The organism is Sphingomonas aliaeris (genome assembly GCF_016743815.1).
Classification (GTDB): Bacteria; Pseudomonadota; Alphaproteobacteria; order Sphingomonadales; family Sphingomonadaceae; genus Sphingomonas; species Sphingomonas aliaeris.
Genome location: NZ_CP061036.1, coordinates 135044 through 156241, shown reverse-complemented (window position 1 = coordinate 156241; position 21198 = coordinate 135044). Strand labels below are relative to the sequence as shown.

The 21198-nt window shown below is 63.7% G+C and carries 20 protein-coding genes and 2 pseudogenes; 12 read left to right on the top strand and 10 right to left on the bottom strand.

Features of this window, described 5'->3' with window-relative positions; all coding sequences use genetic code 11:
- Window positions 1–4: 4 nt before the first annotated feature.
- From H5J25_RS19500 to H5J25_RS19485, 4 genes are all read left to right on the top strand, one after another.
- On the top strand, window positions 5–1243 hold the full coding sequence (locus H5J25_RS19500) for an HlyD family secretion protein (RefSeq protein ID WP_114688869.1): 1239 nt from the start codon (window positions 5–7) through the stop codon (window positions 1241–1243).
- Window positions 1243–2769 carry a DHA2 family efflux MFS transporter permease subunit gene (locus H5J25_RS19495; protein WP_114688868.1) on the top strand — a complete coding sequence of 509 codons (1527 nt, stop codon included), beginning with the start codon at window positions 1243–1245 and terminating at the stop codon, window positions 2767–2769. Before H5J25_RS19500 ends, H5J25_RS19495 begins: the two co-directional genes overlap by 1 nt.
- Complete coding sequence (locus H5J25_RS19490; RefSeq protein WP_083949046.1) at window positions 2769–4196, top strand: efflux transporter outer membrane subunit; 1428 nt, start codon at window positions 2769–2771, stop codon at window positions 4194–4196. Before H5J25_RS19495 ends, H5J25_RS19490 begins: the two co-directional genes overlap by 1 nt.
- Before the next feature lie 100 nt (window positions 4197–4296).
- Window positions 4297–4728 carry a MarR family winged helix-turn-helix transcriptional regulator gene (locus tag H5J25_RS19485; RefSeq protein ID WP_096362248.1) on the top strand — a complete coding sequence of 144 codons (432 nt, stop codon included), beginning with the start codon at window positions 4297–4299 and terminating at the stop codon, window positions 4726–4728.
- 66 nt (window positions 4729–4794) lie between these two features.
- Here the strand turns inward: H5J25_RS19485 and H5J25_RS19480 are convergent, their stop codons facing one another.
- Complete coding sequence (locus H5J25_RS19480; RefSeq protein WP_225883560.1) at window positions 4795–5205, bottom strand: DUF4142 domain-containing protein; 411 nt, start codon at window positions 5203–5205, stop codon at window positions 4795–4797.
- A gap of 20 nt (window positions 5206–5225) precedes the next feature.
- Here H5J25_RS19480 and H5J25_RS19475 point away from each other — a divergent pair, with 20 nt between their 5' ends.
- Together H5J25_RS19475 and H5J25_RS19470 are read left to right on the top strand one after the other, a co-directional pair.
- On the top strand, window positions 5226–7070 hold the full coding sequence (locus H5J25_RS19475; RefSeq protein ID WP_225883559.1) for a DUF4403 family protein: 1845 nt from the start codon (window positions 5226–5228) through the stop codon (window positions 7068–7070).
- An 80-nt stretch (window positions 7071–7150) separates the two neighbouring features.
- Window positions 7151–7828, top strand: a complete 678-nt coding sequence (locus H5J25_RS19470) for a phosphoribosylanthranilate isomerase (RefSeq protein WP_083949045.1) — start codon at window positions 7151–7153, stop codon at window positions 7826–7828.
- Between the two features lie 66 nt (window positions 7829–7894).
- Here the strand turns inward: H5J25_RS19470 and H5J25_RS19465 are convergent, their stop codons facing one another.
- The 3 genes from H5J25_RS19465 to H5J25_RS19455 all read right to left on the bottom strand — a co-directional run bounded on the left by H5J25_RS19465 (window position 7895) and on the right by H5J25_RS19455 (window position 10976).
- Window positions 7895–8272, bottom strand: a complete 378-nt coding sequence (locus H5J25_RS19465) for a response regulator (protein WP_066516394.1) — start codon at window positions 8270–8272, stop codon at window positions 7895–7897.
- Between the two features lie 514 nt (window positions 8273–8786).
- Window positions 8787–10130 carry an IS1182 family transposase gene (locus H5J25_RS19460; RefSeq protein WP_202096655.1) on the bottom strand — a complete coding sequence of 448 codons (1344 nt, stop codon included), beginning with the start codon at window positions 10128–10130 and terminating at the stop codon, window positions 8787–8789.
- A gap of 177 nt (window positions 10131–10307) precedes the next feature.
- On the bottom strand, window positions 10308–10976 hold the full coding sequence (locus H5J25_RS19455) for a recombinase family protein (protein WP_066516455.1): 669 nt from the start codon (window positions 10974–10976) through the stop codon (window positions 10308–10310).
- 249 nt (window positions 10977–11225) lie between these two features.
- Between H5J25_RS19455 and H5J25_RS19450 the strand changes: the two genes are divergently transcribed.
- From H5J25_RS19450 to H5J25_RS19440, 3 genes are read left to right on the top strand one after another with little or no spacing between them, the layout of a single operon-like run.
- Window positions 11226–11474, top strand: a complete 249-nt coding sequence (locus H5J25_RS19450) for an AbrB/MazE/SpoVT family DNA-binding domain-containing protein (RefSeq protein WP_018251286.1) — start codon at window positions 11226–11228, stop codon at window positions 11472–11474.
- Window positions 11467–11865 carry a type II toxin-antitoxin system VapC family toxin gene (locus H5J25_RS19445; protein ID WP_093068112.1) on the top strand — a complete coding sequence of 133 codons (399 nt, stop codon included), beginning with the start codon at window positions 11467–11469 and terminating at the stop codon, window positions 11863–11865. The genes H5J25_RS19450 and H5J25_RS19445 overlap by 8 nt, the downstream gene beginning before the upstream one ends.
- A gap of 48 nt (window positions 11866–11913) precedes the next feature.
- Window positions 11914–13308, top strand: coding sequence for a toll/interleukin-1 receptor domain-containing protein (locus tag H5J25_RS19440; protein WP_093068110.1), 1395 nt, complete (start codon window positions 11914–11916; stop codon window positions 13306–13308).
- 305 nt (window positions 13309–13613) lie between these two features.
- On the opposite strand, the gene H5J25_RS20995 is transcribed toward H5J25_RS19440, so the two are convergent.
- Complete coding sequence (locus tag H5J25_RS20995; protein WP_225883558.1) at window positions 13614–13850, bottom strand: hypothetical protein; 237 nt, start codon at window positions 13848–13850, stop codon at window positions 13614–13616.
- 22 nt (window positions 13851–13872) lie between these two features.
- Between H5J25_RS20995 and H5J25_RS20990 the strand changes: the two genes are divergently transcribed.
- Window positions 13873–14841 (top strand): argonaute/piwi family protein, encoded by a 969-nt coding sequence (locus tag H5J25_RS20990; protein WP_225883557.1) that lies wholly within the window; start codon window positions 13873–13875, stop codon window positions 14839–14841.
- 420 nt (window positions 14842–15261) lie between these two features.
- Here H5J25_RS20990 and H5J25_RS19430 read toward each other — a convergent pair whose 3' ends face one another.
- From H5J25_RS19430 to H5J25_RS19425, 3 genes and pseudogenes are all read right to left on the bottom strand, one after another.
- The gene (locus H5J25_RS19430; protein ID WP_450097631.1) at window positions 15262–16821 is read right to left on the bottom strand and encodes an ATP-binding protein; all 1560 of its coding nucleotides are present in this window, start codon (window positions 16819–16821) and stop codon (window positions 15262–15264) included.
- Between the two features lie 45 nt (window positions 16822–16866).
- Window positions 16867–17514, bottom strand: a pseudogene (locus H5J25_RS21830) (PAS domain-containing protein); the annotation flags it as partial.
- A gap of 203 nt (window positions 17515–17717) precedes the next feature.
- Window positions 17718–18161, bottom strand: a complete 444-nt coding sequence (locus H5J25_RS19425; protein ID WP_225883556.1) for a MerR family transcriptional regulator — start codon at window positions 18159–18161, stop codon at window positions 17718–17720.
- Window positions 18162–18230: 69 nt separating this feature from the next.
- On the opposite strand from H5J25_RS19425, the gene H5J25_RS19420 reads away from it, so the two are divergent.
- Complete coding sequence (locus H5J25_RS19420) at window positions 18231–18893, top strand: cation transporter (protein WP_202096530.1); 663 nt, start codon at window positions 18231–18233, stop codon at window positions 18891–18893.
- Window positions 18894–19231: 338 nt separating this feature from the next.
- The gene (locus H5J25_RS19415; protein WP_199860798.1) at window positions 19232–19681 is read left to right on the top strand and encodes a hypothetical protein; all 450 of its coding nucleotides are present in this window, start codon (window positions 19232–19234) and stop codon (window positions 19679–19681) included.
- Here the strand turns inward: H5J25_RS19415 and H5J25_RS21745 are convergent.
- Window positions 19612–19758, bottom strand: coding sequence for a YHS domain-containing protein (locus H5J25_RS21745; RefSeq protein WP_225883583.1), 147 nt, complete (start codon window positions 19756–19758; stop codon window positions 19612–19614). The genes H5J25_RS19415 and H5J25_RS21745 overlap by 70 nt on opposite strands.
- Window positions 19759–20105: 347 nt before the next feature.
- Window positions 20106–21104: pseudogene (locus tag H5J25_RS19405) on the bottom strand (HAD-IC family P-type ATPase); the annotation flags it as partial.
- Between the last annotated feature and the right edge of the window lie 94 nt (window positions 21105–21198).

Sequence of the window (21198 nt, the reverse complement as noted above, 5' to 3'; positions counted from 1 at the left end):
CTGGGTGGCTGACGAGCAGGCTGAAGATCGAGGCGGCGACGCGCCGCATGACCACTCGGACGCAAATTCCCAGCAAAAAGCCGGGTCAGAGGACGGTTCCGAGGAGAAGAATGGCGAAAAGAAGCCCTCGCTTCTCGAGCGCTTTCCGATCATCCGCTACGTCCTCATCGCCGCGCTCGTTGCGGGCATCCTCGCGGCGGTCGTCTGGTACCTGAACTACCGCGCGAGCGGCCAATACCTGCAGTCGACCAACAACGCCTATGTGCGCGCGGACTTCGTGACCGTTTCACCGAAGGTGGGCGGCTATGTCGAGCGAGTGCTCGTCGCCGACAACCAGCCTGTCGGCCGCGGCCAGCTGCTTGCCGTCCTCGATCCTCGTGACTACCGCGCCAATGTCGAACAGGCGCAAGCTCAGATCGCCGCCGCCGGCGCCAACATTACGACTGCGCGCCGGACGCTTGACGAACAACAGGCCACTGTCGCTCAGGCCGCCGCCCAGGTTGCGAGCGCCGAGGCTGCCGCCGCAGCGGCAGAGAACGAGGTAAGACGCTACGAACCCCTTACTCGGACAGGAGCGGAATCGCGTGAGCGTCTGGCAAACCTTGTCCTTCAGCGTGATCGAACCGCCGCAGAGCTGCGCGCGCAGCGAGCCGCCTACCTCGCCGCCCGTCGTAGTGTCGCGACGCAAGCGGCTCGCATCGGCCAGGCGGAGGCGCAGCGTGGCACCGCGCAGGCGCAGCTTGCGCGCGCCTCGACGGACCTCGGTGCGGTCGAGATCCGCAGCAGCATCGACGGCATTGTCGCCGACAAGGCGGTCCGGGCCGGGCAATATGTCCAGCCGGCGACCCGGCTGATGTCGGTGGTGCCAGTCGATCAACTCTACATCGAAGCCAATTTCAAGGAGACCCAGGTCGCACTGATGCGCGTCGGGCAACCCGTGACCATCAAGGTGGATGCACTGGACGGCGCCGAACTGCGCGGCCGGGTTGCGAGCTTCTCGCCAGGCACGGGCGCGCAGTTCTCGCTCATCCCGCCCGAGAATGCGACCGGGAACTTTACCAAGATCGTTCAGCGAGTGCCCGTGCGGATCAGCATTGAAGCCGGGCCGGAGGCGCGCCGGGTGCTGCGTCCCGGCCTGTCGGTCGAGGTCACGGTCGACACGATCAGCGCAAAGGGAAGTCGTGACCGGATCGAGCAGGAAACCGAGCGGCTGAAGCGCGACGAGACGCAGGGCTCGCGCTGATGGCGTCCGAACGCGCCGGCCTGCGCGACTGGCTCGCCGTTGCGGCGGGCACGATCGGGTCGTTCATGGCGCTGCTCGACATCTCGATCGTCAATGCGGCCTTGCCCACCATTCAGGGCGAGATCGGCGCGAGCGGCACCGAGGGCACCTGGGTCGCGACCTCCTATCTCGTGGCAGAGATCGTCATGATACCGCTCAGCCCCTTTCTCGTGCGCCTGTTCGGCCTGCGCAACTTCCTTCTGGGGGCAGCGGTCAGCTTCACTGGCTTTTCCATCGTGTGCGGGATCTCGACGACGCTGCCGATGATGATCGCTGGCCGCGTGGGCCAAGGCTTCACCGGCGGTGCACTGATCCCGACCGCCATGACCATCATCGCGACACGGCTGCCGCCGTCGCAGCAGCCGATCGGCACCGCCGCGTTCGGCGGCACCGCAATCCTTGGTCCGGTGCTCGGGCCGATCATCGGCGGTTGGCTCACCGACAATTACAGCTGGCATTACGCCTTCTTTCTAAATGTGCCGGTCTGTGCAGGGCTTGTCCTCCTCCTGCTGTTCGGGCTCAAGCACGAGCATCTGCGGCTCGACCAGCTACGCCATGCCGACTGGTTCGGGATCGCGGGACTCGCGATCGGCCTGGGTGCGCTCACCGTCATGCTCGAGGAGGGGCAGCGCGAGATGTGGTTCGAGTCCGCCATGATCGTGAAACTCGCGATCGCCACGGTCTTCGGCTTCGCGCTCATCACGATCGGACAGGTCCGCTCCGCGCATCCCGTGCTCAAGTTGTCGCTGATCTTCAGCCGCTCCTTCGGTAGCGTATTCGTCCTCAGCCTCATCATCGGCGTCGTGCTCTACGGCGTGACCTTTCTCATCCCCCAGTTCCTCTCGTCGATGGCGGATTATAGCGCGCTGCAATCGGGCAAGGTGGTCTTCGTCTCCGGTATCCCCGCCCTGATGCTGATGCCGTTCCTGCCGCTAGCGTTCAAATATCTTGACGTTCGCCTGGCGGTTTTCGTCGGCATGACGCTGATCGGCGTCAGCTGCGCCATGGACTGGCACCTCACCGCGCAGTCGGCTGGGGGCGACCTGACGGGTTCACAGCTCGTCCGGGGCTTCGGGCAGATCTTCGCCATGATGTTCCTCAACCAGGCAGCGATCAGCGCTGTAGCACCCGAGGATGCTGGTGATGCGTCCGCGCTGTTCAATGCGGGGCGCAATCTCGGCGGATCGATCGGCCTTGCCATGATGGCGACCCTCCAGGACCGGCAGACCTTTCTCCACTTCAATCGGCTGGGCGAAACGGTGTCGGCCAATGCAGCGACCACGCAGGAATGGTTCGCGAAGGCTATGGCCATGCCGTCCGGCGAAGCCGGCGCCTATCGGCAGCTTGCGGGTCAACTCCTGGAGCAGTCCACCGTTATGGCCTATAATGACCTGTTCTTCGCGCTCGGCGTTGCGATCGCGGTCACGACGCCGCTGGCACTGTTCCTCCGCCCGATCTCCTCCGACACGCAGATGGCGATGCACTGATGAAGCGACTCAGCTGGGCCATTCTGCCCGCCCTCCTGACCGGATGCGTCGTCGGGCCCAACTATGGAGGGCCGCCGGGCGTCGCGAGTGGGGAGCGCTCCGGATCGACATTTCGCCGCGCAGATCAGGCAGTCACGTCACCGCAGCTCCCTATCGCACGCTGGTGGGAAGGCATGGGCGACCCGCAGCTCACGACCCTGGTCAACCGCGCGCTTGCCTCCAATCCGGACGTGGCGATCGCCGAGGCGCGCATCCGCAAGGCGCGCGCCAGCTTGCGCGAACAGCGCGCGAACCAGCTTCCCACCGTGTCGGCGTCAGGCACTGCGATCGTCGCCGATCTTCCCGCAGGCTCGCTCGCGCTGCCGACGCAAGGCGAGCAATCCGATCGTATCAGGGCCGAGTTCTATAATGCCGGCCTGGACGCATCGTGGGAGATCGATCTGTTCGGCGCGCGACGCCGCGCTGCCGAAGGTGCCGAGGCCCAGGCTCAGGCGGCCGAAGCCAATAAAGCTGATGCGCAGGTTCGTCTGTCGGCGGAGGTTGCCCAGAATTATGTGACTCTGCGCGAACTTCAGCAGCGCCTGATCCTGGCTCGCCGCTCCGCGCAGCTTCAACAGCGATCACTCGCCCTGCTTCAACAGCGCGAACAACGCGGTGCATCGTCGCGCGACGAGGTGGTTCGGCTGAAGACCGAGCTGACCCGCACGGAGGCCGGGCTGTTGCCGCTCGAGGGACAGATCGCGACCACGCTCGACCAGCTTGCCCTGCTCACCGGCGACGAGCCCGGAACACACGATGCCTTGCTGTCCACTCCTGCCCCGATCCCGATGATCCCAGGAACTGTCGCGATCGGCGACCCGGCCGCGATGCTGCGACGCCGGCCTGACATTCGCGCAGCCGAGCGGCAGCTGGCGGCATCGAACGCGCAGATCGGGGTCAACGTCGCCCGGCAGTTCCCATCGGTCAGCATTATGGGGATCATCGGGCTCGGTGGTCCCAATATCGCCGATGTGGTTGATCCTGACAGCGTCGCGGGCCTGCTCCTGCCGCGGATCAGCTGGAGCTTTCTCGACTTCGGCCGTAATCGTGCCCGGGTCGAGCAGGCGCGGGCTGACCGAGACGAGGCGGAAGCACAATACCGCAAGGCGGTTCTCGGCGCGCTGTCTGATGCTGAAACCAGCCTGACCCGCTTCGGCAATCAGCGCCGTAACCTGTTTTCGTCTGTCGCGAGCCGTAACGGTGCCAGACAGTCAGCGACCTATGCCGGGCAGCGATATGCACAGGGAGCGATACCGCTGACCACGTCCATCGATGCCGAACGCGCGGCGCTGGCTGCCGACCAGTCAGTGCTGGAAGCGACCGGCGAACTTGATCGTGCCTTTATCGCCCTCCAAAAGGCGATGGGACTTGGATGGAGCCAGCAGTGACAGTCTTGCAGCGATGCGAGGGGAGGGCACCGACCGCGTGACGGCTCCGCTTCTGCCGCCTCCTGCCCAGTATCTGCGTGATGACGCGATCAGGGGAGGAATGGATCTGATGTTCTTTGCCCACAGATCCCATCTGGCGCATGCCGACGCCGAGCTGGCAACGCGTACCCTCGGACGGGCGCATCACCGCGCCCTGTACTTCCTCGGCAGGTACCCGGAAATCTCAGTCAGCGAACTACTGGACGTTCTCTGCGTCACAAAGCAATCGCTCGGCAGGGTAATGCGGGATTTGATAGACCGCGGGCTAGTCTGCGGACGTGTCGGGGAGCGCGATCGACGGCAGAAGCTGCTGTCGCTCACCGACGAGGGACGTGCGCTCGAGCACGCGCTGTTCGAGGAGCTCAGGCGTAACATGGCGAACGCGTATCAGGCGGCAGGAGAGACAGCCGTCACGGGCTACTGGATCGTAATGCAGCATCTCATGCGCGGTGAAGCACGGGACCAGTTCCGCAGGCTGCACTCCCGTCAATAATCGCCATAAACAGGTACCGGACCAGGTCTAAAGGGGGCTTCATCGACCTGGCCCGGTGGGTATCACCTATCCTGCAAGCCCGGAGGGAGTAAGCGACTTGCCGGTGGTGAGCTCGTTTTCCAGCACCGGGACCGCGGTGCCGGCGACCTGCTGCAGCGCCGGGTCGGTCCCGTCCTGCGCGTAACCCTTGTGCACGGCCCAGGCGGCCTGCTGAACCTGCGCGGACTGCGTCAGATACAGATTGTCAAAGGCGCTCTTGGGCGCCTTCTGGAGCAGCTTGAGGAGGGCAGCGCGGTCGGCGGACAGGCTCGAGGACGGCGCCTTGATCGTGCGCTGATCATTCTTCAGCGCCGCCAGCAGCGCCTTGTGGCTGCTCTGCGTTTCCGCCAGCACGCGCTTTGCATAGGCCTTGACGTCGTCTCTCTGCGCGCGCGTCGCGGCAAAGCTGCGCGGCCTTGATCTGGTAAAGGTTCGCATCGGCCGCAGCGAGCACGTAATTGGGTCCGCTCTGGCTCGCGATCGGCGAGACGCCGACGTCAGCGCTGGTCATTGTTCCCGAAGTGGCGGGCGAAACGGCCTGCGCCAGCACTGGTACCGGCGCCAGGGTGAGCAGCGCAGCGACAATCGCAATCTTCATCGAGGTTCTCCGTTGGTGTTGTCAGGCATTGACCGAAATCAACGGGTCGAACGATAAGGAAACGGAACGGTTCCCTTTCTTGCGACGCACCTCGGCGCTCTGCTGGAGAGGTGGCCGCTCGGACGTCTGGAGGTACGCGGCGATGATGAACATGGCGGCTCTTGAAGCCGTTCCAATGCCGGTTAAGTCGAAATCTGAAGCGGCAGACCGAATTGCGAGGTTTTCCTTGCGCAAAAGCGACGTCTCCCGCGCCTCGATCGTGTTCGCTCTGCTCTGCGTTGCCATCCTCACTGGCTGCGACCGAACTCCTCGCGAGGCGCCTCCGCGAGCGAAGGACACGATCAGCGTACCGCCGCAGACCTCCACCATCGACGTGCCGATCGTCGCGGACCTGGGCAAGCTGGCGGCAACTCTCGAAAAGGCGGTTCCGCGTCGCCTTTGGTCAATCGACAAGCCGGAGCAGACCTGCGTCCCGCCGAAGAAGGTCAAGATCCTCTTTGCGAGAATTAAGACGCCCGCGATCCGGTGCCGCATCACGGGCACCGTAGTCCGAGGGCCGTTGGTGCTGGAGGGCTCGGGCAAAACGATCACCGTCACCATGCCGCTTCACGCCGCGATCAGCGCCCGGGACGTGGGAGGCGTGCTCAGCCGGGAAACAGCCGAGGCGGACGCCCGCGTTCGGGCAGTAGCCAGGCTCGACATCGCCGGCGACTGGTCGCCGCGCGCAACGGTATCGATCGCCTACGACTGGACCGACGAGCCGCACGTCGACTTCCTGGGCCAGCGTATCGAGTTCACCAGCAAGGCCGACGCCAAGCTCGCCGGCGTCGTCGCGCGCCTGGAGCACACTCTGCCGCAGGAGCTCGGCAGATTGCAGCTGCGCGAGCAGATCGCGCAGGTGTGGGGCGCGGCGTTCACCTCCGTCCAGCTGAACCGGGCGAACCCGCCGGTGTGGATGCGGATCACTCCCCGACAGTTGAGCTACGGAGGCTACACTATTTCGCGCAATCGGGTGAACCTGGCGCTGGGGCTGACGGCGGGGACGGAGACCTTTGTCGGCGATCGGCCGCCTGATCCGCAGCGCCAGCCGCTCCCCGCCATGACGCGCATGCAGCCTGGACCCGGCCGCATCCTGTTCGCCATACCCGTCATCGCCGACTATCGTCAGCTGGAGCCGGTGCTCGCAAAGGCATTGGTGAAGCGTTCCCGCCGCCCCTTCGAGGTGCCCGGTGTCGGTGCGGTGCGCGCGCAGTTTTACCAGGTGACCATCTACGGCACGACGGGCGGCAAGATCGCGGTCGGGCTCCGCTTCAGTGCGGCAGCCGAAGGCGGGGAGCCTTCGCGGGGCACGATCTGGCTTACCGCCACGCCGCGCAACGCCGTCAATGATCGCCGTGTCGCGTTTGACGATCTCACCGTCGCAGGTGTGACCGACTCGGTCCGAACAAGCCTGCTTCTGAAGCTCGTCAACGCCCCCGGCATCTCCAGCACCGTGTCCGCCGCGCTGACGCAGAACTTCGAAAAGGATTTCGACGAGCTGCTCGCCAAGATCACCCGTGCGATCGACGAGAAGCGGATCGGCGACCTGATCGTGCGCGCCCACATCACGGACGTGCGCACGGGCCAGCTGAAGGCGGCGGGGCAAGGCGTGTACCTTCCCGTATGGGGGCGCGGCACGGCCACGATCCGCCTTGCTCCACGATAGAGGACGCCCGACCTCACGACGGCAACCGGCACGGACCGGCGCATTGCCCTTGCATCGGCCTGGCGGCATGTCTCCATCCCATGAGAACTCGTATAAAGATTTGCTGCATCGCCTCGCCGGATGAAGCGCGGATCGCGATCGCCGCGGGGGCGGATGCGCTGGGGCTGGTAGCACGCATGCCCTCTGGTCCCGGTCCGATCTCCGACAGGGCGATCGCAGAGGTGACGGCGCTCGTGCCACCGCCGGTGGCCACCTTCCTGCTGACATCCGAGACGACCGCCGACGCCATCTCCGCCCATGTCCGCGCGACCGCTCCGTCGGCGGTCCAGATCGTGTCGCACATCGATCCCGCGGAGTCGGGCAAGCTGGCAGCGCTGGAGCCGCACGTCCGCCGGATACAGGTCATCCACGTCGAAGGGCCGGAAGCGCTACAGCTGATCCCGGCCTATGAGCCTTGCGTTCATGCCTTCCTGCTCGACTCCGGCAGGCCCAACGCCCCGGTCGCTGAGCTGGGCGGAACCGGCCGCGCGCATGACTGGGCGGTCAGCGCCGCTTTCGTCCGTGCGACCGAGAAGCCGGTGTTTCTTGCCGGGGGCCTGACCGCCGCTAACGTGGCGGAAGCGATCGGGCAGGTTCGCCCCTATGGTGTCGACCTGTGCTCCGGCGTCCGGACGGGTGGTCAGCTCGACCCGCAGAAGCTGTTCGCCTTCGTCACCGCGGTCCAGCAGATCGACCGGGAAATGGCGCGGGCGATGTGACGGCACTGGCACCGGCGTGAACGCCTTCCTCCGCCGGAGTCCTGTGCAGTTAAGGTTAGCCCCCCGTCACAGACTTGCCGCCTCCAGTTCGCGAAGCAGGCGATGCGGATCGAACGGCTTGGGCATGAACGCGGTTCGGACCGGCAGATCCTCGCTGTCCAGGGGCACGTTGCCCGACACCACGAACAGGACGGTTGGCGGATAGCGCCCGCGCACGTGATGAGCGAGTGCAAGGCCGTCCATCGACCCAGGCATGTTGACGTCCGTCAGAACAGCGCCGATCTCCCTGTGACGATCGAGCAATTCGATGGCGCTCTCGGCATTCGTGGCCTCGAACACTTTCCAACCTGCATGTTCGAAGAAGTCGACCAGATCGAACCTGAGGATGGCTTCGTCTTCCACGATCAGGATCGTCTTGTTCGCAATCGGCTTACGCTGGCCCACTAATTGTTTCCATCATTGATCGAGACGTCTTCAAGGCGTGCATGGAGGGTGAACGTGAACCCTTCCGCATCGAATGCAGCTTCCGTCTTGCCGCTGGTGTACGCGCTCAACGATCGCTCGATGAGAACTGAGCATCGCCATCGCGCGCCGTGTAGGTCGCGCACGCATCAGAGGAAGCGCGAGCGCGGCCAGCGCCATCCAGCCTGCCAGCACGCCCAATCCGCCCGGCGACGCGCCCCACCGCTCGATAAGGCCCGCCAATGACGCCGCGCCGTAACCCAGCAGCAGGATTAGCACGGCCGCGACAGAGAGCGAGGCCATGCGGCTCGGAGGGTAAGGTGCGGCAATCGCCATCGAAATACGATAGCGTGAACCGGTTGCCTTGAAATTAAAGTTCGGCAGTAATTTCCGCAGGCTCGGGTGTCACAACCGGACGAGACCGTTGAAAAAGGCCTGCGCGAAATCGGCGTGGCGGATGGCTGGTGACGCCGGACACCGGAGGATGCGCCGCGTATCAGGCTGGCGCGGCCTGCCGGGCGAGCAGCTGAAGGTTGTATGCCGCGGCGGCCATGGTGAACTCCTCGGCGGCTCCTGACAGGCCCCGCAGCTTGAGCGTTCGTAGCCCCAGGTTGCGTTTCAGGTGGCCGAACACGCGCTCGATCCGCTGTCTTCGACGCCGTGCGTGCACATAGGCGTTGGTGCCGGCAAGGGCGCGCACGGTATCGCGGGCTTCCTCGCTGACGAGCCGGGTGACACCCCGCTTCGGACTGATGGTGCATTGCGGCTTCAGCTCGCAGGCGGCGCAATCGGCCGGCCGGCTTCGGTAGACGCGCACCTGCTTGGTCCGGTTGGTGCCGCAATAGCCGAGCAGCTTGTCCGCCGGACAGCGGTAGGTATCCGCTTCCCGGTCGTAGCGGAAGGCATCCCGGGTGAAGAAGGCGTCCCGCTGGCGGGTCCGGTCGATGACCGGGATGTATGGCGTGATGTTCCGGTCGATCAGCCAACCGAGCAGCGGACCGCTACCATACGCCTTGTCGGCCGAGAGACTGGCGGGTTCGATGCCCAGCCTGGTGCCGGCGCGTGACACCAGCGTCCGGGTCGCCCCCACCTCGGCTGCGAAGCGGGCGGGCGTCGCCTCCACATCGAGGATGCAGTCGGTATCAAGGTCGAGCAGCGGGTTGATGGCGTATGCGTACCGCGCTGGCCCATGCTTGCAGGTGAGCGCCGCCTGCGGGTCGGTCGGCGAGATGCTGGTCGGATCGACGGACGCAGGTTCGTCGGGATCTGGCGGCAACGCGGCATCCAGCGCCGCCAGATATTCGGCGACGGGTCGCGATATGTTTTCCCCGGCACGAAGCTCGTCTGCGGCGTTGGCCCCCTTCAGCTTCTTCTCGCGACTGGCGTCGGCCATGATCGTGCTGCCGTCCACCGCCAGGTCGCGCCCCGCTACCAGCCCGGCCGTGGCGCATCGCGAAACTACCTGCTCGAACAGCAGACGATGTAGGTCGCAGGCGCGGAAGCGGCCGTGCCGGTTCTTGGAGAAGGTCGAATGGTCGGGCACCCGGTCAGCCAGATCGAGCCGGCAGAACCAACGATAGGCGAGATTGAGGTGCACCTCCTCGCACAGGCGGCGTTCCGAGCGAATGCCGAACAGGTAGCCGATCAACAGCATCCTGAGCATCAGTTCCGGATCGATCGAGGGCCGCCCGCTCGTGCTGTAGCTCGCTGCCAGCGCATCGCGCACGAAGCCGAAGTCGAGCAGCCCGTCGATGCGTCTGAGCAGGTGGCCGGCCGGCACATGGTCGTCGAGCCGGAACCCGTAGAACAGTACGCCCTGTGCCACCTGCCGACCCATCATGTCCATGCCCCCCCGAAGCCTTGCAGGAGTGAATCACGCCCTCGTCACCGTCGCAAGCAGCCGTTTTTCAACAGTCTCGGACGGTTGTGACGCCGTCCCGCTGCCCCAGCCTTTCCAAGGTTTGCAGGTGTCAGAACCCCGTGTCAGATCACCGATCAGGATTATGGCGGCAGTTGGCTACCTACTGTTGTCGGCTGACGCACTTGAAGGCGGTGCTGATCTAGCGCGATGGATCGCCGTCACCCGCTTGACGTGAGCGATGCTGCACCCAGCGAGCTCAGCCGTCTTCGCAATGCTCATACCAGCCTCGCGCAAGCCTACGATGCGGCGGTGATGGGCTAGGTCAGGTTTGCGACCGGTGTACCGCCCTGCCTTCTTCGCGATCTCAATGCCCTCGCGCTGCCGCTCGCGCCGGGTTTCGTAGTCGTCGCGCGCTGTTTGGAGTGCCACGCGCAGCAGCATGTCCTGCACCGCCTCCAGCACGATGCGCGCCACGCCCGCGCTGTCCGCCACCAGATCGGACAGATCGACGATCCCGGGCACTGACAGCCGCGCCCCCCTGCCCCTTATCGCCTCCACGAGCAGTTCGGCTTCCGGCAGCGGCAGGCGGCTGATTCGGTCGATTTTCTCAGCGACCACCACTTCGCCCGGCTGCAGGTCCGCCACCATGCGCAACAGCTCCGGCCGGTCAGGTCGCGCGCCAGACGCCTTCTCCCGGTAGACCGCCGCGACGTAGAAGCCGGCAGCCCGCGCGCCAGCAACGATGCTCTCCTGCCGCGTCAGATCCTGCTCGTCCGTGCTCACCCGCAGGTACACCCGCGCCGCCCGTACCTCGCTGCCTTTCACGTGGTCGTTACTCCTGCCCGGCTTAGTTAGGTACACCCTTGTGAGCCAGTCATGCAGCAATCGGCTCAGAACGGCAACTACCGGTCCTACGTAGCCTAGCTAAGCGGACCGGGTCTAAGTAGCTGCCCCATTATCGATGAACGCTATTTCGGTGATCGGCCGTGCATTAATCCCTGCCTTCACGCTGGCGTCCGACTTTGCTCTCCGGTACAAGGTCTTGGACGGGTTGTATCAGCGGGTTTGGTGCAGATGGAAGCACAGAGGGTCAAGATCGTGGACGGTGGTAAGCTCGTGATCCCGGCGGCAATGCGCCGTGAGCTCGGGATCACCACGGGTGACACCGTCCTCGTCGATGTGGACGATGGCGAGCTGCGGGTACGTTCCGTACCTAAGGCACTTGAGCGTGCTCGCGCGATCCTGCGCAAGTATGTGCCCGAAGGCGTCGGCTTGGCTGACGAGCTGATCGCGGAGCGTCGGCGTGAGGCGGAGCGTGAGTAGCAAAGTCGTACTCGACGCCTCCGCCCTGCTCTGCCTTCTAAACGATGAACCCGGGGCGGATCGGATAATCGACGTCCTGACCCGCAGCATCATCGGAACAGCCAACCTCGCGGAGGTCGTTTCCAAGCTACGGGACCGAGGATTGCCGCTCGACGAGGTACGTGAGGCACTTGGCGGGCTGCATCTCGATGTCCGGCCGCTCACTCCTGCCCAGGCGCTCATAGTAGGCGACCTTCGGCCAGCGACGAAGGCGCTCGGTCTGTCCCTCGGCGATCGGGCATGCCTTGCCTTGGCGATCGACCTGCAAGCTGAGATGCTTACAACGGACGAGCCACTTGCGAGCGCCGATGTAGGCATCACCATCACCAACGTGCGCCCCTTGGCAGAGTAGTCGCACATTCGTGCTTTTAGGTTCGGCACTCTGCTGGCGGGGACTCCCATGACTACCGCTCCGACACCGGTGCGCGACACAATTCTGATCACGCACGCCAATCCTGAGGACAATCGCTTCGCCCGGTGGCTTGCCGGGCGCCTAACCACGGCCGGATACAAGGTCTGGGTCGACGTTCGCGCGCTTCGGGGCGGCGACGATTTCTGGGACAAGATCGAGCACGTGCTGCGGCACGAGGCGATCAAGCAGATCGTCGTCGTGTCCGAGCACATCGGCAAGCAAGGCGTAAAGAAGGAACTCGCCCTCGGCGACGTCATGCGTCGCAAGCTAAACGACCCGGAGTTTATGGTCCCAATCCGGATCGCCGCCGTGGACTTCGGCGATTTCCCCACAGAGATCCTCCGCCAGAACGCACACAATGCGTTCCCTAACTGGGCAGCCTGCCTTCAGCCCTTGTTCGAGACGCTCGACACCTCACGTGTACCGAAGGTCGAGCATCCGGACGCCGAGCAGCTTGCGATGATCGTCGCTGCCCAAGAGGACGGTCGAAAGCTGGTCACGCTAAATTCCGAGACGCTTTACAGCAACTGGTTCGAACTCCGGGCGAGGCCTGACGTCTGGATCCTGGAGGCGAAGGGAACGACTGCGCAGCTGGAAGCGTGGAGCCAGTTCACCAAGGTTCCCCACGTCCTTCACGAGGGAGGCGCTATCGCCTTCTGCGGACCCGATGCGATCGAGCGTCTCGATAATGGCGCGCCGCCGTTGAAGGCACGCGCTAGCCTGCCCTTCAACGGCGTGATCGACGGTACATATAGCCGCCACTTCGGTGAGCGTTCCAACGCGCGGCGGATCGCCGTCAACCTGATGCGTCAGCATTGGGACCTGGCCATGCATCGTCTCGGGCTACTTCCTGTCGATTTCGCCTCGGGCGCCCGAGGCCGCTTCTTCCCCGACGGACTCATCGACGGAAGGGTGAAGCTGACGCTGAGCGACGGCCATCGGGTCGACCGTGTCCTGAGCGGCAAGTTCAAGGACCGGCGCTGGCATCTGTGCCTTGTCGCTCAACCCAAGCTCTGGCCGGATGCTCTCTTCCGGGTCCATGCCAATGTTGCGGTGACGACCAATGGCCGAACCCCGCTCCCGGGTGAACAGCTGCAGCGCATCCGGTTGCGCCTCACGCGGTCTTGGTTCAACGACAAATGGCGCGACATGCTGCTTGCCGCAATGGGCTGGCTTGCCGAAGGTGATGCGACCTTAGATATTGCCGCGTCCGGTGAGCGCCTCGCGGTCGCTAGCCTACCAATGAGCTTCGACTTTCCGGTCAGCTTCGCCGCGGAAGAAGACCGCCGAGCCGAGGAAGACGAGGGAGGCCAGATAACTCTGTCAGAGGACTTCGAAACGGCCTTCGACCGGGATGGGATACCGGAGGAGGCCGACGCATGAGCATCCTCACGCACCGCATCGCCGAGCCTTTGCTCGAGTTCGGTCACGGGCAGCAGATGGAAGCGCCAAAAGATGGGCTCTTCCTCTTCGGGCCGCTCGAAGGTCCAGATGGCCGCTCCCAGGTCCGCTTGGGCGTCATCGGGACGGAGAGCGGCGTCGGCCTATCCCGCCGCTGGTTAGAGCGGATCAGCCTGCATATTCCCGGTAAGGTCGATGCAAAGGGCAAGCCCGTCCTATGGGCACCCGCATGGCCAGGCTTCGAGGCCTGCTTCGGCATCGCGCTGCCGACCCGCGGCATGGTCGAGCTAGCGGTCAAGAGCGGCGACATCGATCATTGCATCAAAAAGAACAATCGCGCCGACGCGGTTCGTTCCACGGTGCTGCTGTTCGCCGACGCGATCCGCGCGCACATCCGCGCCGAGGAGCGCCGTCCCGACGTCTGGCTCGTTGTCGTTCCGGACGTCGTCTATCGCTATGGACGCCCCCAGGTCGCACCACCGCCCAAGGACGAGCGCACCCCTCTCCGACATCACGAGCTTCAAGGACGCCAAACGCTTCTTCCAGATGGGCGGCGACCTGTTCCCCGACACGGTGCGGGATGCCGAGACCTACCTGTTCTCAAGCAATTTCCACCATCAGCTGAAAGCCGAGTTGCTGCAGGACGGCGTCGTCCTGCAGCTGATTCTCGAGAGCACGTTGGTCGACCGCAACCTCAACATTGCCAACGACCGCCGGCGCGGCCTCCAGGACGAGGCCACGGTTGCCTGGAACTTCTGCACCACGCTCTACTTCAAGATGGACGCCAAGCCGTGGGCGTTGGCTCATGTCCGTCCTGGCGTTTGCTACGTCGGACTGGTGTTTAAGAACGACGACACGCCTGCGGCAACGGGCGAGGCCTGTTGCGCCGCGCAGATGTTCCTCAACTCAGGCGACGGCCTCGTCTTTCGCGGCGCCCTCGGCCCCTGGTACTCCGACGAGCGCAAGGAATATCACCTCTCGAGGAGCGCGGCGGCGAATTTGATGACCTCCGTGGTCGAGGGCTATAAGCTCAAGCACGGCAAGCCACCGAACCAGCTGTTCATTCATGGGCGTCACCGCTTTTCCAACGATGAGTGGGACGGCTTTTGCAGCGCAGTGCCCACCGAAACACAGCTGGTAGGAGTCAGGATCAAGCAGCTCGATGATGTTCGGCTGTTCCGTCCCTCTGCGTCGACACCCGTCCTCCGCGGCACGGCCCTCACCGTGGGTGACTGGTCAGGTTACCTTTGGGCGCGGGGGTTCGTGCCTCGGCTGGCAGGGTATCAAGGGTTCGAGACCCCCAAGCCGCTCACCGTCGACGTGACGCATGGCGAAGGGGACATCGTAGAGGTGCTCGGTGACATCCTTGCGCTCACCAAGGTCAACTATAACGCCTGCGATTTCGCGAGCGCCCTGCCCGTGACGCTCAAGTTCGCCGATCGGGTAGGTGAGATCCTGATGGCGTCGCCACATACCGTTACCGCACCGCCGCTGCCGTTCCGGCACTACATCTGATCCCATGAGCGCCGACTGAGGCAGATGGGAGTTCGATCCTAAGGCGAAGACGCTGACGTCCACCAATTTAGGTACAAATCCGCTGTTTTGGGTGCGTGCCGCTGGGCAGATGCCGTCCACCATTTCAGGAAAACCTACAGTCCTGGTGTTGGTTCTCTCGGAAATATTGAAACCTCCACCCGAGCGACATCCATCGGCGATTGTCGTCCGAAGCAGTAAACGGTCGGATGGAGCAGGAAGTCGTGGGGTGTCACGCGGCACGGGTGGGAGTGACCGAAAGCTCCTTGATTTTCGAAGGCGTCTCTACCCAATTGATGATCGGTTTTGAGACAGTCTTTTGAGACGATCAGCGGCTTTCCGATACGGTCCTAGAAATCTTCAGTTTGACCGTTGCCGCATGAGAGCGGCCACCGAACTCCGTCATGAGGTGCCACCGGCGTTCATCATCTCCGCGACCTTAGCCGCGAGCCCTTGCATCGTGAAAGGCTTGGTCAGCAGCTCCATGCCGGGTTCGAGGTGGCCGTTGCCGACCGCTGCGTTCTCCGCATAGCCAGTGATGAACAGCACCTTCAGGTCGGGGCGGAGAGAGCGTGCGGCGTCAGCGACCTGTCGGCCGTTCATGCCGTTCGGCAGACCGACGTCGGTAATCAGCAATTCGATCTTCGCGCCCGATTGCAGCACCTTGATGCCCGATACGCCATCTGCCGCGCCGATCACGGTGTAGCCCTGCTCGTCGAGCACCTCGTCGATGAGATGCCGAATCGTCGCTTCGTCGTCGACCACCAGGATCGTCTGACCGCTGGCAGCAGCGGCGGAAGCGAGCGCTTCTTCCTCCTCGACCAGCAAGGCATCGCCGGCATAGCGGGGAAGATAGATACAGATCGTGGTCCCCTGGCCCAGCTCGGAGTAGATCCGTACTTGGCCACCCGACTGACGAGCGAAGCCGTAGATCATCGACAGCCCGAGCCCGGTTCCCTGGCCGATCGGCTTGGTGGTGTAGAAGGGCTCGAAGGCGCGCTCGATTGTCGCTGGCGACATGCCCGTGCCGCTATCCGTGACGCAGATCGACAGATATTGCCCTGCCGACAGGTCGCGCGCACGAGCCGCCCGGTCGTCGAGCCACTTGTTCGCGGTCTCGATCGTGATCCGACCGCCATCGGGCATGGCATCGCGCGCGTTGATGCACAGGTTGAGGATGGCGCTTTCGAGCTGGGTCGCGTCGATCATGGCAAGCCACAACCCCGCCGCTCCCACAACCTCGATATCCGTGGTCGGCCCCACCGTCCTGCGTAGAAGGTCTTCCACCCCTGCGACCAGGCGATTGACGTCGGTTGGCCTTGGATCAAGCGTCTGCCGCCGCGAGAAGGCGAGCAGGCGCTGAGTCAGGGAAGCAGCGCGCCGCCCGGCTCCTTGCGCTGCGTGAATGAAGCGCTCTGCATCGTCGAGCTTGCCTCGCTCCAGACGCATCTGGAGCAGTTCCAGATTGCCCATCATGCCTGTCAGGAGGTTGTTGAAGTCATGCGCCAGCCCTCCGGTGAGCTGGCCGACCGCCTCCATCTTCTGCGCCTGGCGTAGCTGATCTTCGAGTTGCCGCTGCCCGGTCATATCGACACCGACGCCGGTTCGCCGGACAGGCTTGCCGCTCTCGTCGAAGTAGGTGTGTCCACGCGACAGCACCCAGTGGATCGACCCGTCGGGGTGAACCAGACGATACTCAAGTTCCAGATCGCCTGATCGTTGCAGCCCGCCAGCCATCGTTTTCTGCAGCGACGAGCGGTCCTGCGAATGGACGTTGGCCAGAAACTCTTCGCGCGGCAGGCCCGCTGCGGCTCGCTCTGGGTTGAGCGCGTACAGGGCCGAGATCGCCGCGTCGCAGAAGAAGCAGTCGGACGCGACATCGTAGGTCCACACGCCGACGCCACCGACGGCTGAGAGGGCGAGGCGCGCAAAGTCCTGCTCGTCGTGCAGCCTTGCCTCCATCTCCCGCTCAGCAGTGACATCGCGACCCGTTGCATAGGCGATGCCGCCGGCCGGGGCGGCAACCCATGAGATAGTACGGGTCGAGCCATCCTTGTGACGGTAGCGGTTCTCGATCCGTGGCTGATTGCCGGCTGCAGCCGTTTCATAGGCGTCGACCGTCTTGCTGTGATCGTCCGGAACGACGAACTCGTTGACGTGATGCCCGACGAGTTCGTCAGGCGCATAGCCGAGGACCGTGGTCCAGGCTGGGTTTACACGCTGGAAGACCCCGTCGAAGTCTATGACCACGAGAAGATCGGGCGATGCTTCCCAAAGGCGGTCGCGCTCGGCCGTGCGTTCGGCGATTTGCTGCTCGAGAGTTTGGTTGAACTGGCGCAATTTCGCTTCGCTCTCGCGCAGTGCAGCCTCAGCCTCACGCCGAGCGCTGATGTCGCTTGCCGCCCCGAACCACTCGATGATCTCGCCATCTGCGCTCAGTAGCGGAACGGCACGGGACAGCGTCCAGCCGACGGTCCCATCCGCACGCACAACGCGATGTTCGAGATCAAATGTCTTCTTGAGCCGTATTGCTTCATCGATGGCGGCGGTGACCGCCGGCTGATCGCTTTCGGGAATATAGGCCAGTAACCAGGAACGGTTCGGGTTCGATGACGGGGTGCTGGGCAGGAAACCGCCCCCATCCAGTTCCTTCATCTCGCCCCAATCCGGACTCATCCGGTACAGGACGTCTGTACTCGCTTCGGTCAGGAGCCGGAGCCGGGCTTCGCTTTCGAGTAGGCGCTGCTCGACGCTAACAGCGCCAGTGGTTCGATCCGTCATATCACTCTTATCACGCTGATCTTCTTTTGGTCTCTAGCACTGCCAAGTGCGGCACCAAACGCAATCACGGCCTTCCATCAGTCAGGGCCGTGAGCTCGGCTCTGTGTGAAAGGCATGTCCAAGGTCGGACCCAAGGCTTCGATGATCCTGCAATCGGCCACAGTGTTGCGGCTACAGGAGGCGATAAGCGCGTCTAGCTCGCCCGCGAGAGCCGTCAGATCAGCAATCTTCCGTGTAATCGCATCCCGATGCCGATTGGCGATCACGTCCGCGGCCAAGCAGGATTGTTCGCGACGATCGGCGAGCCCCATCAACTCGCGTACCTGATCGATCGAGAAGCCGAGATCGCGCGCTCGACGGATGAAGGACAATCGTCGCAGATGCTCGCCCTCGTACGTCCGGTAATTACCGGCCGACCGGGCTGGTGCCGGCAGCAAGCCGATCTGTTCGTAATAGCGGATCGTCTCGACCTTGGTGCCTGTCGCCGAAGCCAGCTTCCCGATCGTCAGTTTCTCAGACACAGCGCTTGACCCTCTACCGACTAGAGGGTGCATATAGGTTGCCAGATCGATTCTACCGAGGTGGCAAAGATGGCCTGCACGAGCTGCGCGTCCGATAAGCCGGGCACCCTGAACGACCCAAAGTGGCGGCGCGCCTTATGGATCGCGCTCGCCATCAACGGCGGCATGTTTGGGGTCGAAATCGTCGCTGGGATTACGGGCGGATCGAAAGCGCTTCAAGCCGACGCGCTCGACTTTTTCGGTGACGCCGCCAATTACGCGATCAGCTTGGGCGTCGCCGGGATGGCGATAGCTTGGCGCGCGCGGGCAGCGATGCTGAAGGGCGCGACGCTTGCCGTGCTCGGGCTCTATGTCTTGCTCGCGGCAGGCTGGGGGGCGCTTTACGGCACTGTACCCCATGCCGAGGTCATGGGCATCATTGGGGTCGCGGCGCTTATTGCAAACCTGCTGGTCGCAGTCATGCTGTACCGCTTTCGCAGCGGTGACGCGAACATGCGCTCGGTTTGGATCTGCTCGCGCAACGACGCGATCGGCAATATCGCCGTGGTGCTGGCTGCAGGCGGCGTCTTTGGTCTGAACAGCGCCTGGCCTGATCTTGTGGTGGCGACATTGATGGCGGTGCTCGGTCTGTCGGGCGGCTTCCAGATCATGCGACAGGCGCGTGCCGAACTGCGATCTGGTCTCACGCCTGCCCCCTCCGCTTACAGGCAGCCGTTGGAACGGGTTGGGTAAGCTTCTCCGGTAAAAAGCCGAATAAAGGGCTACCGACTTTGCCGTGTATTTTCGCCTTACACTCGTTCAGTCTGTTGAACTTGGGCCCGTCTCAGGCGGAACCAGGGCGTGAGATGCGTCGGTTCCACCATCGCTTGCCCGCTCGCGAATAGCTCTAGAACGGTTAGTAGGGACCTGTCGCTACCGAGGCGATCCTCGCAAAAACGTTCGATAGATGAACGCTCAGGTGCGGCGCGCGGCTGTCGCTCCTGCCGAAGAAATGCCGTCGCAATCTACCTCGGCGGGGAGGGCCTCGCCGAGGTAGCATTTCAGTTCGAGCCAGAATCGCTCTTGTCACGATGGCCGTCTGGATCGACATCGCCCGGAGTATGGCCAGGGTGATCGTGGTGCTCGCCTGGCACGTCCCGCTGGCCACTAGTATCCCGGTGGCCGTGTTCGTCGAGATCGCCGGGCACGTGGCCCGGGTGATCGTGGTGCTCTCCTGGCACCTCTTGCTGCCCGCTCGTGTCGCGGTGACCGTGGGGGTCGAGATCACCAGGCGTATGTCCGGGATGGTCGTGATGCGAGCCAAGCTTCTCTTCGGGCATTTGCGCTCTCCTTTATTATGGATTGTTCTAACGCGCTCGGAGGGGGTTAGTGTCCCGCTCGCGCCGTCGGCGACATATGATCGGGAGCCATGTTTAATGAAGGGCTGCCTTGATCGTGCGGCATCTCTCCCTCATCGATACCGGTCTGGCTCTGCTTCAAACCTTTGTTGGCATGCCGATGAGCAGAAAAAGAGCCGCTGATCCTCGCTATCGACGTAGTGTCTCGTCATGTGAGGGTCGATGGTTGCGCCGCAGACCGGATCTACCACGTCGTTCATACCAACCGTCGCGCCACCTCCATGATGGTGGTGGCCGTGATAGCCGTAATGTCCCCCCGAGCCGGCAGCGGAGCTGCTCATCTTCTGATCGTCCCCATCGTCCATTGTTGCTTCCCATTTAAAGTATGCATTCGACCGCTGAACCCAATTCACGCTTCTATCGTTCCCATGTATCGGCCGCCGTTCTTCTCAGGGAAGCCGGGGGTGATTGCGGGAAAAGGGTTCTATTCAGCGCGGCTAAGATCTTTGTCGACACCAATGATTTAGCGGTCGCAGCGGTGAAGATAGAGGGCGCACGTCACGCCGGCGGCTCTGCCGCCGACGAGCGATGCATTGTGCGATCGGCGTCATGCAGCTCGTACAGCGGGATCGCGATAGGCGAGCAGGCGCAGCGCATTAAACACGACCAGCAGCGTCGAGCCTTCATGCATCGCGACGGCCGGGCCGATCCCAAGGCCGAGGATCGTCGCGGGCACGAGTAACGCGACGACCCCGAGGCTGACGAACACGTTCTGCCGGATGATGCCGCGGGTATGGCGGCTCAAGCCGACGGCGAACGGCAGATGGGCGAGATCGTCCGCCATCAGTGCAACGTCGGCGGTTTCCAGCGTGACATCTGATCCGGCAGCGCCCATCGCGATGCCGACTGTCGCACTCGCCATCGCCGGCGCATCGTTTACGCCGTCGCCGACCATCGCCACCTTGTCCTCGCCAGCGAGTGTCTTGATCGCCGCGACCTTGTCCTCCAGCATCAGATCGCCCCAGGCCTCGTCGAGCTCAACCTCCTGGCGACGACATCGGCAACCTTGTGATGATCGCCCGAAATCATAATCATCCGAGTGATACCCATGTCGCGCAGACTCCTGAGCGCAACCTTGGCTGCCTCGCGAGGCATATCAATCAGGCCGATCGCGCCGATGTCCCGGTCACCCTTGCGCACCCATTGTGGTACGTCCGCTCTCGCGAAGGGCGGCGATCGCTTCGGTCGTAGCGGTGTGTAGTGCGGGGACACCCTCAACGGCGAACATCTCGGCCTTGCCGATCCAAACCGTTTCACGGTCGACAGTTGCGGTGACGCCGCGCCCTGTCAGGATCTTAAGATCCGTAGCGCTCGTAAGGTCGCGCCCACGTAGGCGCTCGCCTCCATCCTTGACGATCGTCTGCGTCAGCGGATGATCGCTCAAGGCTTCAACCGCTACGGCGAGTGCCAACAGATCCTCCGCACTCGCGCCGTCGACGGCCATCGTGTCGGTGATGCACGATCGCCCTTCCGTCAGCGTCCCCGTCTTGTCGAACGCAAACGCCTTCAGCGAGCCGAGGTTTTCCCTCGGCGCGCCGCCTTTCAGCCTGTAGCACACCCGGCACTCGGCACTCGGCACAGCGCTTCGCCGACAGTGCGGGCGCGCCGTTCATGGCTTATACCCTCAACCTGCCAAGTCG

Coding starts and splice junctions, on each gene's coding strand:
- H5J25_RS19460 (WP_202096655.1), bottom strand. CDS start 10,130: ATGATGGGTCGGCAGGTGGCACAGGGCGTACTGTTCTACGGGTTCCGG.
- H5J25_RS19430 (WP_450097631.1), bottom strand. CDS start 16,821: ATGGAGGCAAGGCTGCACGACGAGCAGGACTTTGCGCGCCTCGCCCTC.
- H5J25_RS19420 (WP_202096530.1), top strand. CDS start 18,231: ATGGCCTGCACGAGCTGCGCGTCCGATAAGCCGGGCACCCTGAACGAC.
- H5J25_RS19415 (WP_199860798.1), top strand. CDS start 19,232: ATGGCCGTCTGGATCGACATCGCCCGGAGTATGGCCAGGGTGATCGTG.
- H5J25_RS19470 (WP_083949045.1), top strand. CDS start 7,151: ATGAGAACTCGTATAAAGATTTGCTGCATCGCCTCGCCGGATGAAGCG.
- H5J25_RS19490 (WP_083949046.1), top strand. CDS start 2,769: ATGAAGCGACTCAGCTGGGCCATTCTGCCCGCCCTCCTGACCGGATGC.
- H5J25_RS19495 (WP_114688868.1), top strand. CDS start 1,243: ATGGCGTCCGAACGCGCCGGCCTGCGCGACTGGCTCGCCGTTGCGGCG.
- H5J25_RS19485 (WP_096362248.1), top strand. CDS start 4,297: ATGGATCTGATGTTCTTTGCCCACAGATCCCATCTGGCGCATGCCGAC.
- H5J25_RS19440 (WP_093068110.1), top strand. CDS start 11,914: ATGACTACCGCTCCGACACCGGTGCGCGACACAATTCTGATCACGCAC.
- H5J25_RS19450 (WP_018251286.1), top strand. CDS start 11,226: ATGGAAGCACAGAGGGTCAAGATCGTGGACGGTGGTAAGCTCGTGATC.
- H5J25_RS19480 (WP_225883560.1), bottom strand. CDS start 5,205: ATGCGAACCTTTACCAGATCAAGGCCGCGCAGCTTTGCCGCGACGCGC.
- H5J25_RS21745 (WP_225883583.1), bottom strand. CDS start 19,758: ATGAACGACGTGGTAGATCCGGTCTGCGGCGCAACCATCGACCCTCAC.
- H5J25_RS20990 (WP_225883557.1), top strand. CDS start 13,873: ATGGGCGGCGACCTGTTCCCCGACACGGTGCGGGATGCCGAGACCTAC.